The organism is Pigmentiphaga soli, from assembly GCF_039541095.1.
Classification (GTDB): domain Bacteria; phylum Pseudomonadota; class Gammaproteobacteria; order Burkholderiales; family Burkholderiaceae_B; genus Pigmentiphaga; species Pigmentiphaga soli.
On the sequence record NZ_BAABFO010000017.1, the window covers coordinates 90,050 to 110,935 of the forward strand.

Consider the following 20,886-nt stretch of genomic DNA (forward strand, 5'->3'; position numbering starts at 1 on the left):
CGCACAGCGCAATGATTGGTTGAAAACCGGCCGGATGCAATGCGCGCAACGCGCAGCCCCGGACCGGAATGTCCGCCTTCAGGCTGCCGGGCTGGACACCTTGCCGCTTCCCGCCGGCCGGCGCACAGGCAGCGGCTTCATCCCCCAGGCGGCGATCAGCCATATTAACGCGAGCGCCGCGGCCGCCTCGAACACTGAGGAAGCGCCCACGTGCGACAACAGCCAGCCGCCCAGGGCGCCACCGGCGAACAGGCCGATGGCCTGGCTGGTATTGTAAAAGCCCAGCGCCAGCCCCTTCAGGTGCGGCGGCGCCACCCGCGACACGAGCGAGGGCTGCAGCGCCTCGATCACGTTGAAGACCGAGAAGAACCCCACCAGCACCGCCACCAGCGCATGGTAATGCTCCTGCGCCCACAGCAGCGCCACGCACACCAGCACCAGCGCGGCGATCGCGGCGCGCAGCGTGACGCGGTGGACGGCGAAGCGTTCGGTCAGGGCGATGATGGGCACCATTACCAGGAACGACCCCAGCACTACCGGCAGGTAGACCTTCCACAGCGTGGCGGCCGACAGCCCGCCCACGTGCACCAGCGTGGCCGGCACCACGACGAACAGCGCCACCTGGATCAGGTGCAGGCTGAACACGCCCAGGTTGAGCCGCAGCAGGTCGGGATGGGTCAGCACCCGCCCGGCCGGCATGCCGCCTACCGGCGGCGCGCCGGGCGGCGCCGCCGGCACCACCCAGGCCGCCACCGCCAGCGCCGCCACGCCCAGCCCGGCGATGGTCCAGAACAGCCCGCCCAGGCCGCCCCAGCCCACCACCAGCGGCGCCAGCACCAGCGATACGGCGAACGTCATCCCGATCGAGGCGCCGATCATCGCCATCGCCTTGGTGCGCACCTGGTCGCGCGTGGCGTCGGCCAGCCAGGCGGTGACGGCGGCCGAGATCGCGCCCGAGCCCTGCACCGCGCGGCCGATGGTGATCCAGAACAGGTCGTGGCTGAGCGCGCACAGCACGCTGCCGGCCACGAACAGCAACAACCCGGCCACCACCACCGGGCGCCGCCCCCAGCGGTCGGACGCCAGCCCGAACGGGATCTGCATGAAGGCCTGGGTCAGGCCGTACATGCCCAGCGCCAGCCCGACCCGCGCCGGGTCGTCGCCGCCGGGCAGGCCGCGGGCGGCCACCGCGAATACCGGCAGCAGCAGGAACAAGCCCAGCATCCGGCACATGAACAGCCCGGCCAGCGACAGGCTGGCACGGCGCTCCGTCGGAGTCATGCGGAAAGATTCGGAAGCGGTCATTGGTGCAGGCAATCAGGAGGGAGGCGCGCGGCGCGGTAGCGCGCTATAGTACCAAGTTGACTTGGCGCCGGCGTCGCGGACGGCGCCGCTCGGGAATCGTCGATGGATGTCATCCGGATCAGGGGTGCGCGCACCCACAATCTCAAGAACGTAACGCTCGAATTGCCTCGCCACCGGCTGGTGGTGATTACCGGCCTGTCGGGCTCAGGCAAGTCGTCGCTCGCCTTCGATACGCTGTATGCGGAAGGCCAGCGGCGCTACGTGGAAAGCCTGTCGGCCTACGCGCGCCAGTTCCTGCAATTGATGGACAAGCCCGAGGTGGACCTGATCGAGGGCCTGTCGCCGGCGATCTCGATCGAGCAGAAGGCGGCCGGCCACAATCCGCGCTCCACCGTCGGCACCGTCACGGAAATCCACGATTATCTGCGGCTGCTGTTCGCCCGGGTCGGCACGCCCTACTGCCCCGACCACAACCTGCCCTTGCAGGCGCAGAGCGTCAGCCAGATGGTCGACGCCACGCTGGCGCTGCCGGCCGAAACGCGGCTGGCGATCCTGGCGCCGATCGCGCGCGAGCGCAAGGGCAGTTTCGAAGACGAGTTCGCCAGCCTGCAGGCGCAAGGCTTCGTGCGCGTGCGGATCGACGGCAAGGTGCTCGACATCGACAGCGTGCCGCCGCTGAAGAAAACCGAAAAGCACGACGTCGACATCGTGATCGACCGGCTGCGCGTGCGGCCGGAAGCGCAGCAGCGGCTGGCCGAGAGCTTCGAGACCGCGATCGGCCTGGCCGACGGCCGCGCCATCGTGCTCGAGCTCGACGCCGAGCCGCCGCGCGAGCACCTGTTCTCCAGCCGCTACGCCTGCCCGGTGTGCAGCCACAGCCTGCCGGAACTCGAACCGCGCCTGTTCAGCTTCAACAATCCGGTCGGCGCCTGTCCCACCTGCGACGGCATCGGCCACGTCGGCTTCTTCGATCCCAAGCGGGTGGTGGCCTTCCCGGAACTGAGCCTGGCCAGCGGCGCGATCCGCGGCTGGGACCGCCGCAACCCCTTCTACCACCAGCTGCTGACCAGCCTGGCGGCCTTCTACGACTTCGACGTCGACACGCCGTTCGAGGCGCTGCCCGAGGCCGTGCAGCAAAAGGTGCTGTACGGCTCCGGCGAACAGGAAATCGCCTTCACCTACGTCAACGAGAAGGGCCGCACCACCGTGCGCTCGCATCCCTTCGAAGGCGTGATCCCCAATCTCGAACGGCGCTGGAAGGAAACCGAGTCGGCCGCCGTGCGCGAAGAGCTCGGCAAGTACCGCAACACCAAGACCTGCCCCGACTGCGGCGGCTCGCGCCTGCGCCGCGAGGCGCGCTACGTGCGGGTGGGCGACGGCGAACAGGGCCGCGCGATCTACGAGCTGGAGGCGCTGCCGCTGGCCGATTGCCTGCGCTGGTTCGAAGAACTCGCGCTGACCGGGGCCCGGCGCGACATCGCCGACCGCATCGTGCGCGAGATCGCCTCGCGCCTGAGCTTCCTGAACAACGTCGGGCTGGACTATCTCTCGCTCGACCGCAGCGCCGACACCATCTCGGGCGGCGAGGCGCAGCGCATCCGGCTCGCCAGCCAGATCGGCTCGGGCCTGACCGGCGTGATGTACGTGCTGGACGAGCCTTCGATCGGCCTGCACCAGCGCGACAACGACCGCCTGATCGAGACGCTGCGCCACCTGCGCGACCTCGGCAATAGCGTGATCGTGGTCGAGCACGACGAAGACATGATCCGCGCCGCCGACTGGGTGGTCGACATGGGTCCGGGCGCCGGCGAGCATGGCGGCCAGGTGGTGGCGCAGGGCAAGCCGGCGCAGATCGTGCGCGACCCGCAATCGCTCACGGGCCAGTACCTGAGCGGGGCCAAGGCCATCGGCGTGCCGGCACGGCGCCCGGTGCACGGCCAGGCCGAGCTGCCGTGGCTGCGGCTGACGGGCTGCAGCGGCAACAACCTGAAATCGGTCGAACTGCGGATTCCGGCCGGCCGCCTGGTGTGCATCACGGGCGTGTCGGGTTCGGGCAAGTCGACGCTGGTCAACGACACGCTGGTGGCGGCGGTGTCGCGCCATCTGTACAACAGCCAGACCGAGCCCGCGCCCTACGAGTCGATCGAAGGGCTGGAGAACTTCGACAAGATCATCAGCGTCGACCAGAGCCCGATCGGCCGCACGCCGCGCAGCAACCCGGCCACCTACACCGGCCTGTTCACGCCGATCCGCGAGCTGTTCGCCGGCGTGCCCGAGGCGCGCGCGCGCGGCTACGACCCGGGCCGCTTCAGCTTCAACGTCAAGGGCGGCCGCTGCGAGGCCTGCCAGGGCGACGGCGTGGTCAAGGTGGAGATGCACTTCCTGCCCGACGTCTACGTGCCGTGCGACGTCTGCCACGGCAGCCGCTACAACCGCGAAACGCTGGAGATCCGCTACCGCGGCCGCAACATCAGCGAGGTGCTCGACCTCACGGTGGAACAGGCGCTGGCGTATTTCGAGGCGGTGCCGGCCATCGCGCGCAAGCTGCAAACGTTGATCGACGTCGGCCTGGGCTACATCCGGCTGGGGCAGAGCGCCACCACGCTGTCGGGCGGCGAGGCGCAGCGCGTCAAGCTGTCGCAGGAGTTGTCCAAGCGCGGCACCGGGCGCACGCTGTACATCCTCGACGAACCCACCACCGGGCTGCATTTCCACGACATCTCGCTGCTGCTGCACGTGATCGGGCAACTGGTGGACGCCGGCAACACGGTGGTGGTGATCGAGCACAACCTCGACGTCATCAAGACCGCCGACTGGATCGTCGACATGGGACCGGAAGGCGGCGACGGCGGCGGCCGGGTGGTGGCGCAGGGCACGCCGGAAGAAGTGGCGCGCACGCCGGGCAGCCATACCGGGCGCTACCTGGCCCGCCTGCTGAAAACGCCGGCCACGCCGGCGCGCCGTAAGTCGGCTTAGCTGCGCAAGACCGGATAGCCGGGCGCCGGGCCGCCCCGAGCTGGGCGCGTCCCCTCGGGAGACAGCCGGCCGATGGCCCGTTCAGGGCCGTTGGCCGGCCAGGGGCATCACTCTTCGAATTGGCAAACCGTATACAGGTTCAGCCCCTGTTCGCGGATGGCCTGCGCGCCGCCCAGCCGCGGCAGCTCGATCACCGCGGCGGCCTCGACCACGTTGGCCCCCAGCCGCTGCAGCAGCTTCATGCCGGCCAGCATGGTGCCGCCGGTGGCCACCAGGTCGTCGACCAGCAGCACGCGCTGCCCCGGCCGCACCGCGTCGGCATGCATTTCGACCGAGGCGCTGCCGTATTCGAGCTGGTATTGCTCGACGATGGTATCGAACGGCAGCTTGCCCTTTTTGCGCACCGGCACGAAGCCCAGGTTCAGTTCGTGGGCGATGACGCTGCCGACGATGAAGCCGCGCGCGTCGATGCCGGCCACCAGGTCGAGCCGCTGGTTCATGTAGCGGTAGACGAACAGTTCGATCAGCACGCGAAAGCTGCGCGGATCCTGCAACAAAGGGGTGATGTCGCGGAACAACACCCCCGGCTCGGGCCAGTCGGGCACGGTCCGGATACGGTTGCGGATGTAGTTCGGGTCCAGAAACATGGTGGGCTCGGCGTGTGGCAGACGGTGGACGGAAACCGGAGACGGAGGAGACGGCCCGCGTAGTGGCAGCTGACCCGGCGATTTCGCAAGCAAGGATCGTGCCCTTGCTACTATACTGATCGGTCCTCGCCGTAAAATCGCAGACCGGGCGGCGCCCGGCCGCAGGCATTTTCGCCCGAAACGCCGGCGCGCACCAGTTGAAATCGCAAGCCATGACAGCAACCGCTTCCTCCCCCGCCTCCCTGGCCGCCGACGCGCTGGCCTCGGCCCGGCGCACGCTCGCCATCGAGACCCAGGCGCTGCAAGATCTGGCAGGCCGGCTCGACGACAGCTTCGTCGCCGCCGTGCGCATGCTGCTGGACTGCCGCGGGCGGGTGGTCGTCAGCGGCATCGGCAAATCGGGCCACATCGCCCGCAAGATCGCCGCCACGCTGGCCTCCACCGGCACGCCGGCCTTCTTCGTGCATTCCGCCGAAGCCGTGCACGGCGACCTCGGCATGATCACGGCCGACGACCTGCTGGTGGCGATTTCCTATTCCGGCACCAGCGTCGAGCTGCTGACGGTGGTGCCGCTGGTCAAGCGCATGGGTGCCAGGCTGATCGCGATCACCGGCCGGCCCGGGTCGGAACTGGCGCAGCTGGCCGATGTCCACCTGGATGCGAGCGTGGCGCAGGAAGCGTGTCCCAACAACCTGGCGCCCACGGCCAGCACCACCGCCGCGCTGGCGCTGGGCGACGCGCTGGCGGTGGCCTGCCTGGCGGCGCGCGGCTTCGGCCCCGAGGATTTCGCCCGCTCGCATCCGGGCGGCGCCCTCGGCAAGCGCCTGCTGACCCACGTGAGCGATGTCATGCGCCGCGGCGACGCGGTGCCCACCGTGCCGGTCACGGCATCCATTACCGAGGCCCTGCTGGAAATCACCCGCAAGGGCATGGGCATGACGGCGGTGGTCGACGGCGGCCGCCTGGTGGGCATCTTCACCGATGGCGACCTGCGCCGGCTGATCGAGCGCGAAGGCGACATCCGCGCGCTGACGGTGGACCGCGGCATGACCCGCGACCCGCGCACGATCGGCCCCGATGCGCTGGCGGTCGAGGCCGCGGCCCTGATGGACGAAAACCGCAAGAACCAGCTGCTGGTGGTCGACGGCGACGGCGCGCTGATCGGCGCCCTGCACACCCACGACCTGATGGCGGCCAAGGTGCTCTGACAATACGATGGCGATCAAACCCCTTCCCACCCATCCCGCCGAAGCGCTGATCCTGGCGCGCGCCACGCGCGAAGTGTGCCTGCGCGCCGCGCGGCTGCGCATGATGATCTTCGACGTCGACGGCGTGCTGACCAACGGCGTGCTGAACTACGGCGAGCACGGCGAAACCGTCAAGCAGTTCCACGCGCTCGACGGCTACGGGCTGCGCATGCTGCACGATATCGGCATCGAGGTCGCGCTGATGACCGGCCGCGACTCGCCCACCGTGGCGCGGCGCGCGGCCGACCTGGGCCTGGCCGAGGTGCAGCAGGGCGTGCGCGACAAGAGCGCCGCGGTGACCGCGCTGGCCCAGCGCCACGGCTTCGACCTGGACGAGGTCGGCTTCATGGGCGACGACATCATCGACCTGGCCGCGATGCAGCGCGTGGGCTTTGCCGCCAGCGTGGCCGAGGCGCCGGTGTACGTGGCGCAGGCCGCGCACTGGGTGGCCACCCGCCCGGCCGGCTTCGGCGCGGCGCGCGAATGCTGCGACCTGATCCTGGCCGCGCAGGGCCGGCTCGGCGGCTTCATCGCCAGCGGCAGCCGCAGCGCGCTCACCACCGCCGGCTCGCCCCAGTAGCCCGGACGGACTGCGCCATGAAAGACCGCCTCGCCACCTTCGTCTCGATCGCGCTGCTGGCCGCCCTGGTGGCCGGCACGTGGTGGGCGGCCGACTATGCCCAGCGCGCGGTGCCGCAGGATCCGCCGCGCCGCCTGACGCACGAGATCGATTCCTACATCGAGGATTTCGTCATGGTCCGCAGCGGCCCCGACGGCATCCCCAGTTCGCGCATGGAAGGCGCCCGGCTCGAGCACTACCCCGACGACGACTCCTCCACCGTGACCCAGGCCAAGGCCGTCAGCCAGCGCGCCGACCGGCCGCTCACCGTCGCCACCTCGCAGCGCGCCCGCATGGACCAGGACGGCGCGCGCATCGTGATGAACGGCGACGCGCATTTCGAACGGCTGGCCACGGCCGACCGCCCCGCGCTCGACGTGCGCAGCGATACCATGACGCTGTACCCCGACGAGGAAGTGGCCACCACCGACCAGCCCGCGACCATCGTCAACGGCCGCTCGCGCATCCAGGGCCGGGGCATGCGTTACGACAACATCACGCGGGAGCTCACCGTCCAGCAGCGCACGCAAGTGCAGATCGCGCCGGCCGGCCAGCGCCCCGCCCCGCCACGACGGCCCGCCCAGAATGGATAACAAGACAACCGTGCATCTTCTGCCGATCTTCCGGCGCGCCGCCGGCGCGCTGCTGGCGCTCGCCGCGCTGGCCATGCCCCCCGCGCCGGCCGCCGCCGCGCGCGCCGACAACCAGCAACCGACCATGGTCGACGCCGACGCGCTGCACTACGACGACCTGAAACAGACCAGCGTATTCACCGGCAACGTGGTGCTGACCCGCGGCTCGCTGGTGCTGCGCGCCGACCGCCTCGAACTGCACGAAGACCCCGACGGCTACCAGTACGGCGTGGCCACGGCGTCCAAGGGCAAGCTGGTGTTCGTGCGCCAGCGCCGCGAAGGCACCGACGAATACATCGAGGGCGTGGGCGAACGCGCCGAATTCGACGGCCGCAACGACCTGATCCACTTCATCACCCGCGCTCAGGTCAAGAAGCTGGTGTGCGAACAGACGGTGGACGAGGTGCGCGGCCAGCGCATCACCTACAACCAGCGCACCGAAACCTACACCGCCAACGGCGGCCCCGGCGCCGCCACGCCGAACCAGCGCGTGCGCACCGTGATCCAGCCCAAGGAAGGGCAGGACGGCGGCGCCGCCGCCGCGCCTGCGCAGCCCTGCCCGGCGCCGCCGGCCAAGGGGGGTCAATGAGCGAGCGGCTGCCAGGCGAATACGGTTCCGACGCGGAAGAGGCCATCCCGCAAGGCTCGGCCTCCAGCGCGGAACACCCCACGGCCGAAACCGGCGCCCCCATCGGCATCGCCGGCGAGATCAAGCACGTCGGCCGGCTGCGCGCACGCGGGCTGCGCAAGTCGTACCAGGGCCGCACGGTGGTCAAGGACGTCTCCCTCGAGGTCCGCGGCGGCGAGGTGGTGGGCCTGCTGGGCCCCAACGGCGCCGGCAAGACGACCTGTTTCTACATGATCGTCGGCCTGGTCCCGGCCGAGGCCGGCGCCATCGACATCGACGGCACCGACATCACCGGCATGCCGATCCACCAGCGCGCGCGGCGCGGCCTGTCCTACCTGCCGCAGGACGCCTCCGTCTTCCGCCGCCTGACGGTGGAGCAGAACATCCGCGCGGTGCTCGAACTGCAGCGCGACGAAAAAGGCGCGACGCTGACCGCCGCGCATGTGCAGGAAAGCCTGGAAGCGCTGCTGGAAGAACTGCAGATCGGCCACATCCGCCAGAACGCCGCGATCTCGCTGTCGGGCGGCGAGCGCCGGCGGGTCGAGATCGCCCGCGCGCTGGCCACCGACCCGCGCTTCATCCTGCTCGACGAGCCCTTCGCCGGCGTCGACCCGATCGCGGTGATCGAGATCCAGCGCATCGTGCGCTTCCTGAAGGGACGCGGGATCGGCGTGCTGATCACCGACCACAACGTGCGCGAGACGCTCGGCATCTGCGACCGCGCCTACATCATCAGCGACGGCGCCGTACTGGCCGACGGCCAGCCCGAGGAAATCGTCGGCGATCCGGCCGTGCGGCGCGTCTACCTAGGAGAACATTTCCGCATGTAGGCGGAGCCCATGCTCAAACCCGGCCTTCAACTTCGCACCTCGCAGCACCTGGCGCTGACCCCCGCGCTGCAGCAGTCGATCAAGCTGCTGCAGCTGTCCACGCTCGAACTGGAACACGAGATCGAGCAGATCCTGCAGGAGAACCCGCTGCTGGAACGGGACGACGACGTCCCGAGCGGCGCGCTGCGCGTGGACGCCGACGGCAGCGTGCATGAAGTGACGGTCGCGGCGGACCACGGCGCCGCCGAATCCGGCGCCGAAACGTCCGAGGCGCCGGCCGCCGTCGACGACGTGCCCGATGCGCCCGACGTGCCGGACCTGCCCGAGCTGCACCGGCCGGGCGGCGAATACGACGACGACACCGCGCCGCAGCTGGCGGCCCGCTCGGCCTCGCTGCGCGAGCACCTGCTGGAGCAGCTGTCGCTGACCCAGGTCACCACGCGCGACGGCGCGCTGGTGCGCGCCTTGATCGACGAGCTCGACGACAACGGCTATCTCGGCAGCTCGCTGGAAGAACTGGCCACGCTGTTCCCCGAGGAACTCGAGATCGACTGCGACGAGCTGCGCTCGGCCCTGGGCCTGCTGCAATCGTTCGACCCGGCCGGCGTGGGCGCCCGCAACATGTCGGAATGCCTGCGGCTGCAGCTGCGCGATCCCGACCTCGACCGGCTACCCGAGGCGCGCGACCCCCAGGCGCTGGCCTGCGCCCGCATCATCGTCGACGAACACCTGACGCTGCTGGGCGCGCGCGACTACGCCCGCCTGCGCAAGGCGCTCGGCTGCGACGATGACCGCCTGCGCGCCGCGCAGTCGCTGATCCGCCGGCTAGACCCGCGGCCTGGCGCGCGCTATTCGTCGCCGGCGGCCGACTACGTCGTGCCCGACGTGGTCGTGCGCAAGGTCGGCAACCAGTGGCGCGCCATCCTCAACTCCGAGGCCGTGCCGCGCCTGCGCGTCAATCAGCTGTACGCGCAGATTTTGAAGTCCGAACGCGCCTCCGCCCACCCCGGGCTGTCCTCCCAGCTGCAGGAGGCGCGCTGGCTGATCCGCAACGTGCAGCAACGCTTCGACACCATCCAGCGCGTGGCGCAGGCCATCGTCGAACGCCAGCACGGCTTCCTCAACCATGGCGAAGTGGCCATGCGCCCCCTTGTGCTGCGCGAAATAGCGGATACACTAGGGTTGCATGAATCGACGATCTCACGGGTGACGACGCAGAAGTACATGCTCACGCCCCTGGGTACGTTCGAGCTGAAGTATTTCTTCGGCAGCCACGTCGCCACGGAGACCGGGGGGGCAGCATCCTCGACCGCGATCCGGGCGCTCATCAAGCAGCTCGTCAGCGCGGAGGAACCGACCCAGCCTTTGTCCGACAGCCAGCTCGCGCAGATGCTCGGGGAGCAAGGCATCGTGGTGGCCCGCCGCACCGTCGCGAAGTACCGCGAAGCCCTCAAGATCCCCCCGGTGTCATTGCGCAAGGCGATTTGAAGGAGCCCCCGATCGTTCGGGCGCCTTAACGGCCCCCGAACGATGGCCTCCGAGGGGGCGTGCGACGGCCCGGCGCCCGCCTAAGACGCGCTTCGGGCAAACCCGCCCTTGAACGAGCCGGACCGGCGCCCATGTAGTTTCCAAACGCTGAATGCATGCGCCCGCCACTTCGCTTGCGTGGCCTGGTCCGGGAACTCCCGGCGCGACCCAAGCAGAGTGGCACGCCCGTGCCATGGTGCGCAGGCGGCGTCGCGGCCGCCCGCGCAGTTTCCGGAGCCCGTCTCCGGCATACAGCTCAAGGAGGGCTATACATGAATCTGAGCATCAGCGGACATCACCTCATCGTGACGCCTGCCATCCGCGAGTACGTGATGAACAAGCTAGCCAGGGTGCTGCGGCATTTCGATCACGTGATCGACATCCAGGTTCTGCTCTCGGTGGAAAAACTCCAACACCGCGCCGACATCACCCTGCACCTCAGAGGAAAAGACGTTCACTGCGAAGCGCTGGAGGAAAACCTCTACGCCGCCATCGACACGCTGATCGACAAGGTCGACCGCCAGGTCATCAAGTACAAGGATCGCGTCCAGCGCCCCCGCATCGAAGAAGCCCCCAAGAAACAGGCGGCCGCCAACCTATAGCGGGCGGCGGCGCCAGCACGCAGGCCGATCGCCTGCGTGAGTGAGCCCGGTGCCGTCCGCGCGGCATGTTGCAAGATCGCGCAGGGCGGCACCCCGATTGGTGACAGACTTTTTCAGCTGGCTATAATCGAAATTCTGTTGCTTCCATTTTTCGGTCCCCGGCCCCGTCCCTTTTTTAGCCCGCGCCGCCGGCCGATTCCCACTGCCATGAACCTGATTTCGCGGATTCTTCCTCCGTCGAATATCCTGCTCGACCTGGAAGTCACCAGCAAGAAGCGCGTCTTCGAGCAAGTCGGCCTGCTTTTCGAAAACAACCACGGCATCGCCCGCTCAGTGGTGTTCGACAGCCTGTTCTCGCGCGAACGGCTTGGCTCCACGGGCCTCGGCCACGGCGTGGCCATTCCGCACGGCCGCATCAAGGGCCTGGACGAAGCCATCGCCGCGTTCGTGCGGCTGGCCCACCCCATCGGCTTCGAGGCGCCCGACGGCAAGCCGGTGCAGATGATGGTGTTCCTGCTGGTGCCCGAGCAGGCCACCCAGCAGCACCTGGAGATCCTGTCGGAACTGGCGCAGATGCTGTCGAACAAGACCCTGCGCGAAACGCTGGCCGGCGAATCCTCGGCCAGCGCCGTGCATGCCCTGCTGACCCACTGGGAACCGGCGCAGTCCGAGGCCTGAGCGCCCGTCCGGGCCGCTCCGCCACTCCCTTTTTGCGTGCCCTTCATGCTCACCATCGAAAAACTGGTCGACGACAATGCCGATAAGATCGCGCTGCGCTGGCTGGCCGGCCGCGCCAGCGCCGGCCGTTCGCCGCTGCCCGATACCTGTCTGGCGGCGGCCGACCTGGTCGGCCACCTCAACCTGATCCATCCGTCGCGCATCCAGGTGTTCGGCCACGAAGAGCTGTCCTACTACAGCCGCTTCGACCCCCGCAAGCGCGCCCACCACCTCGACGAACTGATCGCGGGCGGCGTGCCGGCCCTGATCGTGGCCGACGACCTGACCGCGCCCGAGGAACTGGTCGAACACTGCGAAAGCCAGGGCGTGCCGCTGCTGGCCACGCCCAAGGCGGCGGCGCACGTGATCGACCTGCTGCGCATCTACCTGGCCAAGCGGCTGGCGCCGGTCACCACCGTGCACGGCGTCTTCATGGACGTGCTCGGCATGGGGGTGCTGATCTCCGGCGAATCGGGGCTGGGCAAGAGCGAGCTGGCGCTGGAGCTGATCTCGCGCGGCCACGGCCTGGTGGCCGACGACGCCGTCGAATTCTCGCGCATCGCGCCCAACATCATCGAAGGCCGCTGCCCGGCGCTGCTGCAGAACATGCTGGAAGTGCGCGGCCTCGGGCTGCTGGACATCCGCGCGATCTTCGGCGAGACCTCGGTGCGGCGCAAGATGAAGCTCAAGCTGATCGTGCACCTGGTGCGCAACACTTCGCCCGAGGCCACGTTCGAACGCCTGCCGCTGCAGGCGCTGACGGAAGACGTGCTGGCCCTGCCGATCCGCAAGGTGGTGCTGCCGGTGGCCGCCGGCCGCAACCTGGCGGTGCTGGTCGAGGCGGCGGTCCGCAACGCCATCCTGCAGTTGCGCGGGATCGACACGTTGAGCGAATTCATGGAACGGCAACTCGACGCGATCAATGGTCCCCCCCCTACGCGCTGACGCGCGCTCCCCCGGGGGCGGCACTGGCGGACCGGAAGGGAAAGCCCCACCCCCGGCGGCCTTGCCGCTCCCCTCAAGGGGCGGCACTGGCGGACCGGAAGGAAAGCCCCACCCCCAGCGGCCTTGCCGCTCCCCTCAAGGGGCGGCACTGGCGGACCGGCAAAGCCGGATCCGCGGTGCCCTGAATCGGCGCTTGGGGGTGCGGTAGCCGCTGGGGGGTAGGGCGCGCTAGACTAGCGCGGTCATTCAGGAACCTCTGTCCCAGGAATCTTCGGTCACGTGCTGCGCGTCGTCTTCATCTCCGGTATCTCGGGCTCGGGCAAGTCCGTCGCCCTGCGCACCCTCGAAGATGCGGGTTACAACTGCGTCGACAATCTCCCGGTCCGCTTCCTGCACGATTTCATCGCCACCGCGCACGACGACGGGCTGCAGCGCGTCGGCGTCTCGATCGACGCCCGTTCGAGCGGCGACATCGCCCGCCTGCCCGCCATCATCACCTCGCTGCGCGCGCTCGGCACCGAGATCCGCGTCGTCTTCCTCGATGCCGACACCGGCACGCTGGTGCAGCGCTATTCGGAAAGCCGGCGCCGCCATCCGCTGTCGCAGAAACTGTTCAACGCGGGCGTGTCGCCGTCGCTCGAAACCTGCATCGCCGCCGAACGCGACCTGCTGGGGCCGCTGCGCGAACTCGGCAACGTCATCGACACCACCGGCCTGACGCCGGGCCAACTGCGCGCCTGGGTCCGCAACGTGATCCAGGCCGACAGCGTGCCGCTGATCCTGACCTTCGAATCGTTCGCCTTCAAGGAAGGCGTGCCGCTCGACGCCGACCTGATGTTCGACGTGCGCTGCCTGCCCAATCCCCACTACGATCCGGTGCTGCGCCCGCTGACCGGCCGCGACGCGGCGGTGGCCGGCTTCCTGGAAGCCATTCCGAGCGTCGGCCGCATGATCGACGACATCGCCGGCTTCGTCCGCACCTGGCTGCCGCAATACATGCAGGACACGCGCAGCTACATGACCGTGGCCATCGGCTGTACCGGCGGCCGGCACCGCTCCGTCTACGTCGTCGAGCGGCTGGCCGCGATGTTCGCCGACCAGGGCCAGGTGCTGGTGCGCCACCGGGCGCAAAAGCATTTCGACCTGTACGAACCGGAGCACCACGGTGGGCCGCAACCCCATGGGAATTGAAATGATCCGATCAGGCGGGTTCCGCGCGGGCGGCAGGCTTTTGGTGGCGGCGCTGGCGCTCGCCATCCTGCTGGCGGGCTGCGGCAGCGCGCCCCGCAAGGGCGGGGGCGGAGGCGGCGGCTACTACAAGGATGACGGGCCCGAGGCCAACCCGCCGTCCAACCTGGACCAGGTGCCCGATCCGCTGCCGGCGGTCGAGCCGCTGGCCAGCGGCGCCAACCGGCCGTATGTGATCTTCGGCAAGCGCTACGTGCCCGACATCACGCTGCAACCGTACAGGGAGCGCGGCATCGCCTCGTGGTACGGGCGCAAGTTCAACGGCGCCCGCACCTCCAACGGCGAGATCTACGACATGTACGCGATGACGGCGGCCCACCCCACGCTGCCGATTCCCAGCTACGCGCGCGTCACGCGGGTCTCCACCGGCAAGTCGGTGCTGGTGCGGGTCAACGACCGCGGGCCGTTCCACGACGGCCGGATCATCGACCTGTCGTACACCGCGGCCTACAAGCTCGGCATCCTCGGGCCGGGCAGCGCGGAAGTGGTGGTGGAACGTCTGCTGCCCGACGAAATCGCGCGCATCCGCGCCGAGCGCAGCGGCGAGCCGGCGCTGGCCGCCGCGCCGGCGGCGCCGGCGGCGCCGCTGGCATCGTCGACGATGACCGCGTCCATGGCATCGCCGGCTACGGCGTCTTCGGCCGTAGCATCATCAGCCACGGCATTACCGGCTGCAGCATCGCCGGCTGCGGCGGTTGCGGCCTCCGGCGCCGGCCCGGCCGCGGGGGGCGGGCCAGGGGACGACGGCGATGCCGTGGCCTCGGCCCTGCCGGTGGCGATGTCGCCGTCCACGACCCGGGTGAGCGAGCTGGCACCGATGCCGGCCCCGGCCGGGAGGGCTGCGCCGGCGATCGCCGCAGCCCCCGGCACGGCGGCCCCCGCATCGGCCCTCTCCCCGGCCGGCGCCGCAACGCCTGCGACGCCGGCCGCGCCCCCCGTCTCCACCGCTGCCGCGCCGCCTGCCACGCCCCTCGCGGCACCGGGAGCCGACACCGCATTCGCGTCGCCGGCCGGCGGCGTCTTCCTGCAGCTGGGCGCCTTCAGCGGCGAGCGCAACGCGGAAGATCTGCTGGCGAAGGTACGCGCCCAGGTGGGGGCGTGGACCGAACCGATGCGCATCGTCACCATCGGCAACCTGCACCGGATCCACGTCGGCCCCTACGCCAGCCGCGAGAGCGCGCTGGCGGCGGCCCGCGTCCTGCAGGCGCGCACCGATATCATCCCGGTCATCGTCGCGCGCTGAGCGTTCCGGCTCGCGGACTGGGCCAGCGGCAACGGCCTGCCGGACCGGCCGGACGCCGGACAAAAGCGTCCATGCGCCCCATCGACACGCCATGGCAAGACCGGCATGCTGGGGCAATGCGCCCTCTCCGCCTCCCGGCCGCCGCGCCGTCAGCCCTCCGCACCGTCCTTCAGCGCCAGCGCGCGCGCGTACAGCACATCGCGCGGCGTACCGGTGGCGCGCGCCGCGACCTTGGCGGCATCGCGCACGCTGAGCATCTCCAGCAATGCGCGCAGCAGATCGTCGGCGCCAGCGGCCGATGCCTGCTTTTCGGGGGCGCCTTCCACGATCAGGACGAATTCGCCCTGTTCCCGGTGCGGCGCGCCGGCCAGCCAGGCCCCGGCCTCGGCCAGCGGCATGGCGGCGATTTCCTCGAAGCGCTTGGTCAGTTCGCGCGCCACGGTCACGCGGCGCGCCGGCCCGCACACGGCCAGCAGGCCGGCCAGCGTGGCGGCCACGCGGTGCGGCGCCTCGTAGATCGCCACCGGCGCCGGCAGCGCGCACCATTGCGCCAGCCAGCGCTGCCGGGCGGCCGCCTTGGCGGGCGGAAAACCGGCAAAGGCGAAGGCCGGGTTCTCGTCCGAAGTCACGCCGCCGGCCATCAGCGCGGCGACGACTGCGCTCGGGCCGGGCAGCGGCACCACCGGATGACCGGCCTCGCGCACGGCGCGCACTATGCGCGCGCCGGGGTCGCTGACCCCGGGCGCGCCGGCGTCCGACACCAGCGCCACCCGCTCGCCGGCGGCCAGCCGGCCCACGATGGCCTGCGCGGCCTGGGCCTCGTTGTGGCGGTGCGCCGCCAGCAGCGGCGTGCGAATGCCCCAGGCGTCCAGCAAAGGGCGCGTCAGGCGCGTGTCTTCGGCGGCAATCACGTCGGCCCGCTGCAGGCACATCCAGGCCCGCAGCGTCAGGTCGCCCAGGTTGCCGATCGGCGTGGCCACCACGTACAGCGCAGGCGCGGGCCAATGTTGCATCGCCACCCTGCCCGCCACGCGCGTCCAGCCGCCCTCGCTCTCGAAAGTATCGTCCATGCCGCCAGAATACCCGAGGCCAGCGCCTGCCGACCCGCCACCGGCTTCCCCGATTCCCGCGTCCCCGCTCCCTGCGTCTCCGACCTCCGCGTCTCCATCCTTTGCACCCCCGGCCTTGCCGGAACCGGGCGATGCGTCGCTGTACGCCGCAGCGCATCGGGCGCAGCGGCATGCGTACCGCCGCCGGCGCCGGCGTCCGGCCGCGCCGCCCGGACGCGACACCGCAGATGTGCAACGCTCGCCTACCCAGCGCGCCGGCGATGCTGCCGAACAAGTGGCCTGCCGCCACCTGCAGGCCGCCGGCCTGAGCCTGCTGGCGCGCAATTTCCAGTGCCGCGGCGGCGAGATCGACCTCATCATGCGGCATGGCGGCGTGCTGGTGTTCGTGGAGGTACGGTCGCGCGGCGGCAAGCGCCACGGCGGGGCGGCGGCCAGCATCGACGCCGCCAAGCGGCGCCGGCTGCAACTGGCCGCGCAACGCTTCCTGCAAACCGCCTGGCGCGGCCCGGTGCCGCCGTGCCGCTTCGACGTCGTAGCCATCGACGCCGGCATGCCGCTCTGGATCCGCGACGCCTTCGAAAACGACGCCAGCTGACGCCCCCGCGGCCTGACGGCCGGCGCCCCATGGCCTGCGCTATGCTGCCGATGGTTACAGCCGCAACACTTCCGCGCAGGCGCTGCGTCGGCAACACGGTTACCGTAGCGGCCACATGAGATAATCGCCGGATGGACCTGATCTCCCGTATTGCCGCGCATTTCCGCGATGCCATCGCCCTCCACGAACAGTGCCAGGACACGCTGGCCGGACCGGCGGCAGCCGCGGTCGACGCCCTGGTTTTCGCGCTGTCGAACGACGGCAAGATCCTCGCCTGCGGCAACGGCGGCTCGGCGGCCGACGCCCAGCACTTCGTGGCCGAACTCGTCGGCCGCTTCGAGCGCGAACGGCTGCCGCTGGCGGCGGTCACGCTCAGCGCCGACACCTCCATCCTCACCGCCGTCGGCAACGATTTCGGCTACGACCGGATCTTCTCGCAACAGGTCAACGCCCTCGGACGCCCGGGCGACGTGCTGGTGGCCATTTCCACCAGCGGCAACTCCGCCAACGTGATCGAAGCGATCGACGCCGCGCACTCGCGCGACGTCCGCGTCATCGCGCTGACCGGCAAGGGCGGCGGACGCATCGGCGCCATGCTGACCGAGGACGACATCCACCTGTGCGTGCCGCACGACCGCACCCTGCGCATCCAGGAAATCCACATGCTGCTGCTGCACGCCCTGTGCGACGGCATCGACGCGCAATTACTGGGAGATCTCTGATGCATTACCGCAAGCTGCTTTCGCTGGCCCGGCCGCTTACGCTCTGGCTGGCCGCCGCGTCGACCGTCATGACGGTGTCGGCCTGCGCGCCCGTCGTGCTGGGCGGCGCCCTGGTCGGCACGATGGCGGCAACCGACCGCCGCACCGTCGGCATCCAGGTGGAAGACCAGAACATCGAGCTCAAGGCCTCGGCCCGGCTGTCCAACCGCTATGGCGACAAGGGCCACATCAACGCCACCTCCTACAGCCGCAAGGTGCTGCTGACCGGCGAGGTGCCCACCGATGCCGCCAAGCAGGATGCCGAGCAGGTCGTACTGGGGATCGAAAACGTGCGCGGCGTGGTCAACGAACTGGCGGTCGCTCCGCCCAGCTCCCTGTCCACCCGCTCCAACGACGTGCTGATCGAGGGCAAGATCAAGGCCTCGCTGATCGATGCGAAAGACCTGTTCGCCAATTCCTTCCACATAGTCGTCGAGCGCGGCACGGTCTACCTGATGGGCCGCGTCACCGACCGCGAGGGCAAGCGCGGCGCGGCCATAGCCGCCGGCGTCAGTGGCGTCAACAAGGTGGTCAAGGTGTTCGACTACATCACCGAAGAAGAACTTCAAGGGCTGGCCAAGACCAAGTCCGATGAGGACAAGGCGGCACCGTGATTGTTCTGTGGCGCCTATAATGGGGGTGTTTCGTCGGCGGCGGATCGGATCGCCGGCGGGTTTCGCGCGTTTTCTCCGGAGCGCTTCCATGTCTACATCGTCTGCCCCCGTTTCCAGCACGCAGCGCGGCGCCGCCCGGCTTGCCGCGGCACTGGCGCTGGCGGCCGTCGCGGCGGCCGGCGCCTGGTTCACGCTCGCCCCGGCCAGCCCGGTGCCCGACACGACCTTCACGTCCATCCAGGGCGAAAAATTCACCACCGAGAGCCTGCGCGGCAAAGTGGTGCTGGTCAACTTCTGGGCCACCAGTTGCGAAACCTGCGTCAAGGAAATGCCGATGATGATCGACACCTACAAGAAGTACGCCCCGCAGGGCTACGAGATGGTGGCGGTCGCCATGAGCTACGATCCGCCCAACTACGTGCTGAACTACGCGCAAACGCGCGGGCTGCCGTTCCGCATCGCGCTCGATCCGCAGGGCGAGATCGCCCGCCGCTTCGACGACGTCAAGCTGACCCCGACCTCCTTCCTGATCGACAAGCAAGGCCGCATCGTCAAGCGCTACCTGGGCGAACCCGACGTGGCCGAGTTCCATGCCGAGATCGAGAAAGCGCTGAAGGGCTGACCGCGCCGGCCATGCTTTCCGATCGCATCGTCGTGCTCGACATCGACCGCTGGGACGCGCCCGGCATTGCGCACGACAACCGCGCCGTCGACGACCTGGAACAAGGCAAGGTGCTGTATTTTCCGCGGCTGGCCTTCCCGCTCGATGCGGCCGAAACCGCGCTGCTGGATCCCGCGCTGGTCGATCCCAAGCGCAAGAACATCAGCCTGAACGCGCGCACCGGCGTGCTTACGGGCGTGGCGGTCGAAGACGCCCGGCGCGACGCCATCGGCGCGCTGGTCCGGCGCTACTACGAAGCCACGCGCGCCCTGCTGGCCCGGCTGCTGCCCGGCTACGCGGCCCACCTGCACAGCCCCACCACCAGCCTGCGCCTACACCGCATCGGCACCTGGCAGCCGTCGTGGCGCAAGGACGACACCCGGCTGCACGTCGACGCCTTTCCGTCGCGGCCCACCGGCGAGCAGCGGATCCTGAGGGTGTTCAACAACATCAATCCGCACGGCGACGTCCGGCGCTGGCGGGTGGGAGAGGACTTCGGCGGGCTGGCGGCGCGCTACCTGGCATCGATCCCGCGCTACAACCCGGCCGCGGCATGGCTGCTGCACAAGGTCGGCGTCACCAAGAGCCGGCGCAGCGAATACGACCACCTGATGCTGCATCTGCACGACCGCATGAAGGCCGACGCCGATTACCAGCGCGAGGGCCTGCAGCAAAGCATCGACTTCCCGCCCGGCAGCACCTGGATCTGTTTTTCCGACCAGGCCCCGCACGCCGCGATGACCGGCCAGTTCATGCTGGAACAGACCTATCTGCTGCCAGTGGACGCCATGGCCGACCCCGGACGTTCGCCGCAGCGCGTGCTGCGGCGGCAAATGGCGGCGCTGCACGGCTAGGGGCCACCCCTAGGCGCAAAAAGCGTATGCTAGCCGCCTTTCCGTCCGCTATCCGGTAGTAGAAGCATCATGGCTACCCTGCCCGTCGACGAACAAGTCCGGATTCTCCGCAACGATGGCCTGGTAGTGGTGCCAGGCCTGCTCGGCGCCGAACCATGCGCCGCGCTGCGCCGGATCGCCGGCGAACAGCTGGCCGCGCACGCCGGCCCGGTCGAATACGAGGCCGACCTCGGCTACCCCGGCGCGCCCGCGTCGCACGAAGCCGAGGGCGGCCGCACCATACGTCGTCTGCTCAATGCCTGGGCGCGCGACGAGGCGTTCCGCGGCTGGGCTGCCGGCGCGCCGATCCGGCGCTGGATGCAAACCTATTTCGGCGAGCCGGCCATGCTGTCGCTGGCCCATCACAACTGCGTGATGACCAAGCATCCGCGCTTCGGCAGCCTGACCGGCTGGCATCGCGACTTCCGCTACTGGGCCTTCGAGCGCGACGACATGGTATCGGTATGGCTGGCGCTGGGCGACGAAACCGACGCCAACGGCGCGCTGCACCTCATCCCCGGCTCGCACTGCGCGGACATCGCCGCCGGCCGCTTCGACGAACGGAAATTCCTGCGCGACGACCTGGACGAAAACCGTGCACTGATCGATCGCGCCATCGTCCCGACCCTGCGCGCCGGCGATGCCATGTTCTTCCATTGCAACACGCTGCACGCCGCCGGCCGCAACCGCCTGGACGCCGTCAAGTTCTCGCTCGTGTTCACCTATCATGCGGCAAGCAACCACCCATTACCCGGCACGCGGTCGGAAGCCAAGGGTAGCGTGGCGCTTTAACGAAGGCGGCGCAAAAAGAGCTTGTTCCTGGCCGTGCTTCAAACGCCGAAGACGTCCTGAAGGCTGGAAGCATCGAGCAGGCGGATCGACCATACCTCGAGCGCGGCCGCATCGGCTCCCACAAGGCGGGCCTGCAAGGGTTCCGGCAAAGGTCCGAACCGGCGCTCGAGTTGCTTTCGAAGCAAGGCCTGCGCCCCTTCCAGGCGGCCTTCTTGTCGACCTTCTTGCCAGCCTTCTTGTCGACCCTCTTGCCGACCCTCTTGTAGGCCTATCTGGCGCCCTTCCTCCAGGCCCTGCTGTTTCCACTGCCTGGTCCAGTCGATGACGCGTTCGG

The 20,886-nt window shown here is 69.6% G+C and carries 22 protein-coding genes and 1 pseudogene; 19 read left to right on the plus strand and 4 right to left on the minus strand.

The window, feature by feature from the left end:
• Positions 1-78 precede the first annotated feature (78 nt).
• Positions 79-1,305 (minus strand): MFS transporter, encoded by a 1,227-nt coding sequence (locus ABD927_RS17020; protein ID WP_425570286.1) that lies wholly within the window; start codon positions 1,303-1,305, stop codon positions 79-81.
• Between the two features lie 102 nt (positions 1,306-1,407).
• Here ABD927_RS17020 and uvrA point away from each other — a divergent pair, with 102 nt between their 5' ends.
• Positions 1,408-4,281: an excinuclease ABC subunit UvrA gene (uvrA, locus tag ABD927_RS17025; protein ID WP_345251036.1), complete on the plus strand. Its 2,874-nt coding sequence runs from the start codon at positions 1,408-1,410 to the stop codon at positions 4,279-4,281.
• Positions 4,282-4,388: 107 nt separating this feature from the next.
• On the opposite strand, the gene ABD927_RS17030 is transcribed toward uvrA, so the two are convergent.
• Complete coding sequence (locus tag ABD927_RS17030) at positions 4,389-4,928, minus strand: adenine phosphoribosyltransferase (protein ID WP_345251037.1); 540 nt, start codon at positions 4,926-4,928, stop codon at positions 4,389-4,391.
• A gap of 212 nt (positions 4,929-5,140) precedes the next feature.
• Here ABD927_RS17030 and ABD927_RS17035 point away from each other — a divergent pair, with 212 nt between their 5' ends.
• The 12 genes and pseudogenes from ABD927_RS17035 (at position 5,141) to ABD927_RS17090 (ending at position 15,166) form a co-directional block, all read left to right on the plus strand.
• The gene (locus ABD927_RS17035) at positions 5,141-6,136 is read left to right on the plus strand and encodes a KpsF/GutQ family sugar-phosphate isomerase (RefSeq protein ID WP_345251038.1); all 996 of its coding nucleotides are present in this window, start codon (positions 5,141-5,143) and stop codon (positions 6,134-6,136) included.
• 7 nt (positions 6,137-6,143) lie between these two features.
• On the plus strand, positions 6,144-6,755 hold the full coding sequence (locus ABD927_RS17040) for a KdsC family phosphatase (RefSeq protein WP_345251039.1): 612 nt from the start codon (positions 6,144-6,146) through the stop codon (positions 6,753-6,755).
• Positions 6,756-6,772: 17 nt separating this feature from the next.
• A complete protein-coding gene (lptC, locus tag ABD927_RS17045) occupies positions 6,773-7,387 on the plus strand; it encodes an LPS export ABC transporter periplasmic protein LptC (protein ID WP_345251040.1) in 615 nt (204 codons plus the stop codon).
• On the plus strand, positions 7,380-8,015 hold the full coding sequence (gene lptA / locus ABD927_RS17050) for a lipopolysaccharide transport periplasmic protein LptA (protein WP_345251041.1): 636 nt from the start codon (positions 7,380-7,382) through the stop codon (positions 8,013-8,015). Before lptC ends, lptA begins: the two co-directional genes overlap by 8 nt.
• Positions 8,012-8,884, plus strand: coding sequence for an LPS export ABC transporter ATP-binding protein (gene lptB, locus ABD927_RS17055; RefSeq protein WP_345251042.1), 873 nt, complete (start codon positions 8,012-8,014; stop codon positions 8,882-8,884). Before lptA ends, lptB begins: the two co-directional genes overlap by 4 nt.
• A 9-nt stretch (positions 8,885-8,893) precedes the next feature.
• Positions 8,894-10,372 (plus strand): RNA polymerase factor sigma-54, encoded by a 1,479-nt coding sequence (locus ABD927_RS17060; RefSeq protein ID WP_345251043.1) that lies wholly within the window; start codon positions 8,894-8,896, stop codon positions 10,370-10,372.
• Positions 10,373-10,683: 311 nt separating this feature from the next.
• Positions 10,684-11,013, plus strand: coding sequence for a ribosome hibernation-promoting factor, HPF/YfiA family (hpf, locus tag ABD927_RS17065; protein WP_345251044.1), 330 nt, complete (start codon positions 10,684-10,686; stop codon positions 11,011-11,013).
• A gap of 207 nt (positions 11,014-11,220) precedes the next feature.
• A complete protein-coding gene (gene ptsN, locus ABD927_RS17070) occupies positions 11,221-11,691 on the plus strand; it encodes a PTS IIA-like nitrogen regulatory protein PtsN (RefSeq protein ID WP_345251045.1) in 471 nt (156 codons plus the stop codon).
• Between the two features lie 45 nt (positions 11,692-11,736).
• The gene (hprK, locus tag ABD927_RS17075; RefSeq protein ID WP_345251046.1) at positions 11,737-12,675 is read left to right on the plus strand and encodes an HPr(Ser) kinase/phosphatase; all 939 of its coding nucleotides are present in this window, start codon (positions 11,737-11,739) and stop codon (positions 12,673-12,675) included.
• A gap of 279 nt (positions 12,676-12,954) precedes the next feature.
• Positions 12,955-13,866: an RNase adapter RapZ gene (gene rapZ / locus ABD927_RS17080; RefSeq protein WP_345251047.1), complete on the plus strand. Its 912-nt coding sequence runs from the start codon at positions 12,955-12,957 to the stop codon at positions 13,864-13,866.
• Between the two features lies 1 nt (position 13,867).
• Positions 13,868-14,638 (plus strand): annotated as a pseudogene (locus ABD927_RS17085) (septal ring lytic transglycosylase RlpA family protein); the annotation flags it as partial.
• A 102-nt stretch (positions 14,639-14,740) separates the two neighbouring features.
• The gene (locus ABD927_RS17090) at positions 14,741-15,166 is read left to right on the plus strand and encodes an SPOR domain-containing protein (protein ID WP_345251059.1); all 426 of its coding nucleotides are present in this window, start codon (positions 14,741-14,743) and stop codon (positions 15,164-15,166) included.
• A gap of 149 nt (positions 15,167-15,315) precedes the next feature.
• Here the strand turns inward: ABD927_RS17090 and rsmI are convergent, their stop codons facing one another.
• On the minus strand, positions 15,316-16,236 hold the full coding sequence (gene rsmI, locus ABD927_RS17095; protein WP_345251048.1) for a 16S rRNA (cytidine(1402)-2'-O)-methyltransferase: 921 nt from the start codon (positions 16,234-16,236) through the stop codon (positions 15,316-15,318).
• Positions 16,237-16,465: 229 nt separating this feature from the next.
• On the opposite strand from rsmI, the gene ABD927_RS17100 reads away from it, so the two are divergent.
• From ABD927_RS17100 to ABD927_RS17125, 6 genes are all read left to right on the plus strand, one after another.
• Positions 16,466-16,831 (plus strand): YraN family protein, encoded by a 366-nt coding sequence (locus ABD927_RS17100; RefSeq protein ID WP_345251049.1) that lies wholly within the window; start codon positions 16,466-16,468, stop codon positions 16,829-16,831.
• A 131-nt stretch (positions 16,832-16,962) separates the two neighbouring features.
• Positions 16,963-17,553 carry a phosphoheptose isomerase gene (locus ABD927_RS17105; RefSeq protein WP_345251050.1) on the plus strand — a complete coding sequence of 197 codons (591 nt, stop codon included), beginning with the start codon at positions 16,963-16,965 and terminating at the stop codon, positions 17,551-17,553.
• The gene (locus tag ABD927_RS17110; RefSeq protein ID WP_345251051.1) at positions 17,553-18,206 is read left to right on the plus strand and encodes a BON domain-containing protein; all 654 of its coding nucleotides are present in this window, start codon (positions 17,553-17,555) and stop codon (positions 18,204-18,206) included. The genes ABD927_RS17105 and ABD927_RS17110 overlap by 1 nt, the downstream gene beginning before the upstream one ends.
• Before the next feature lie 88 nt (positions 18,207-18,294).
• Complete coding sequence (locus ABD927_RS17115; RefSeq protein WP_345251052.1) at positions 18,295-18,828, plus strand: TlpA disulfide reductase family protein; 534 nt, start codon at positions 18,295-18,297, stop codon at positions 18,826-18,828.
• Positions 18,829-18,839: 11 nt separating this feature from the next.
• On the plus strand, positions 18,840-19,721 hold the full coding sequence (gene kdoO, locus ABD927_RS17120; protein ID WP_345251053.1) for a Kdo hydroxylase KdoO: 882 nt from the start codon (positions 18,840-18,842) through the stop codon (positions 19,719-19,721).
• A gap of 69 nt (positions 19,722-19,790) precedes the next feature.
• A complete protein-coding gene (locus ABD927_RS17125; RefSeq protein ID WP_345251054.1) occupies positions 19,791-20,552 on the plus strand; it encodes a phytanoyl-CoA dioxygenase family protein in 762 nt (253 codons plus the stop codon).
• A 38-nt stretch (positions 20,553-20,590) separates the two neighbouring features.
• Here ABD927_RS17125 and ABD927_RS17130 read toward each other — a convergent pair.
• Positions 20,591-20,886, minus strand: a 296-nt coding sequence (locus ABD927_RS17130) for a DUF4351 domain-containing protein (protein ID WP_345251055.1), incomplete at its 5' end; no start/stop codon positions are given.

Excerpts from the sequence above, each read along its gene's own strand:
- lptB (WP_345251042.1), top strand. The coding sequence starts at position 8,012 with ATGAGCGAGCGGCTGCCAGGCGAATACGGTTCCGACGCGGAAGAGGCC.
- rsmI (WP_345251048.1), bottom strand. The coding sequence starts at position 16,236 with ATGGACGATACTTTCGAGAGCGAGGGCGGCTGGACGCGCGTGGCGGGC.
- ABD927_RS17020 (WP_425570286.1), bottom strand. The coding sequence starts at position 1,305 with ATGACCGCTTCCGAATCTTTCCGCATGACTCCGACGGAGCGCCGTGCC.
- ABD927_RS17035 (WP_345251038.1), top strand. The coding sequence starts at position 5,141 with ATGACAGCAACCGCTTCCTCCCCCGCCTCCCTGGCCGCCGACGCGCTG.
- ABD927_RS17110 (WP_345251051.1), top strand. The coding sequence starts at position 17,553 with ATGCATTACCGCAAGCTGCTTTCGCTGGCCCGGCCGCTTACGCTCTGG.
- uvrA (WP_345251036.1), top strand. The coding sequence starts at position 1,408 with ATGGATGTCATCCGGATCAGGGGTGCGCGCACCCACAATCTCAAGAAC.
- hpf (WP_345251044.1), top strand. The coding sequence starts at position 10,684 with ATGAATCTGAGCATCAGCGGACATCACCTCATCGTGACGCCTGCCATC.
- ABD927_RS17125 (WP_345251054.1), top strand. The coding sequence starts at position 19,791 with ATGGCTACCCTGCCCGTCGACGAACAAGTCCGGATTCTCCGCAACGAT.
- ABD927_RS17090 (WP_345251059.1), top strand. The coding sequence starts at position 14,741 with ATGCCGGCCCCGGCCGGGAGGGCTGCGCCGGCGATCGCCGCAGCCCCC.
- hprK (WP_345251046.1), top strand. The coding sequence starts at position 11,737 with ATGCTCACCATCGAAAAACTGGTCGACGACAATGCCGATAAGATCGCG.
- lptC (WP_345251040.1), top strand. The coding sequence starts at position 6,773 with ATGAAAGACCGCCTCGCCACCTTCGTCTCGATCGCGCTGCTGGCCGCC.
- kdoO (WP_345251053.1), top strand. The coding sequence starts at position 18,840 with ATGCTTTCCGATCGCATCGTCGTGCTCGACATCGACCGCTGGGACGCG.
- ptsN (WP_345251045.1), top strand. The coding sequence starts at position 11,221 with ATGAACCTGATTTCGCGGATTCTTCCTCCGTCGAATATCCTGCTCGAC.
- ABD927_RS17030 (WP_345251037.1), bottom strand. The coding sequence starts at position 4,928 with ATGTTTCTGGACCCGAACTACATCCGCAACCGTATCCGGACCGTGCCC.
- lptA (WP_345251041.1), top strand. The coding sequence starts at position 7,380 with ATGGATAACAAGACAACCGTGCATCTTCTGCCGATCTTCCGGCGCGCC.
- ABD927_RS17040 (WP_345251039.1), top strand. The coding sequence starts at position 6,144 with ATGGCGATCAAACCCCTTCCCACCCATCCCGCCGAAGCGCTGATCCTG.
- ABD927_RS17060 (WP_345251043.1), top strand. The coding sequence starts at position 8,894 with ATGCTCAAACCCGGCCTTCAACTTCGCACCTCGCAGCACCTGGCGCTG.
- ABD927_RS17115 (WP_345251052.1), top strand. The coding sequence starts at position 18,295 with ATGTCTACATCGTCTGCCCCCGTTTCCAGCACGCAGCGCGGCGCCGCC.
- ABD927_RS17105 (WP_345251050.1), top strand. The coding sequence starts at position 16,963 with ATGGACCTGATCTCCCGTATTGCCGCGCATTTCCGCGATGCCATCGCC.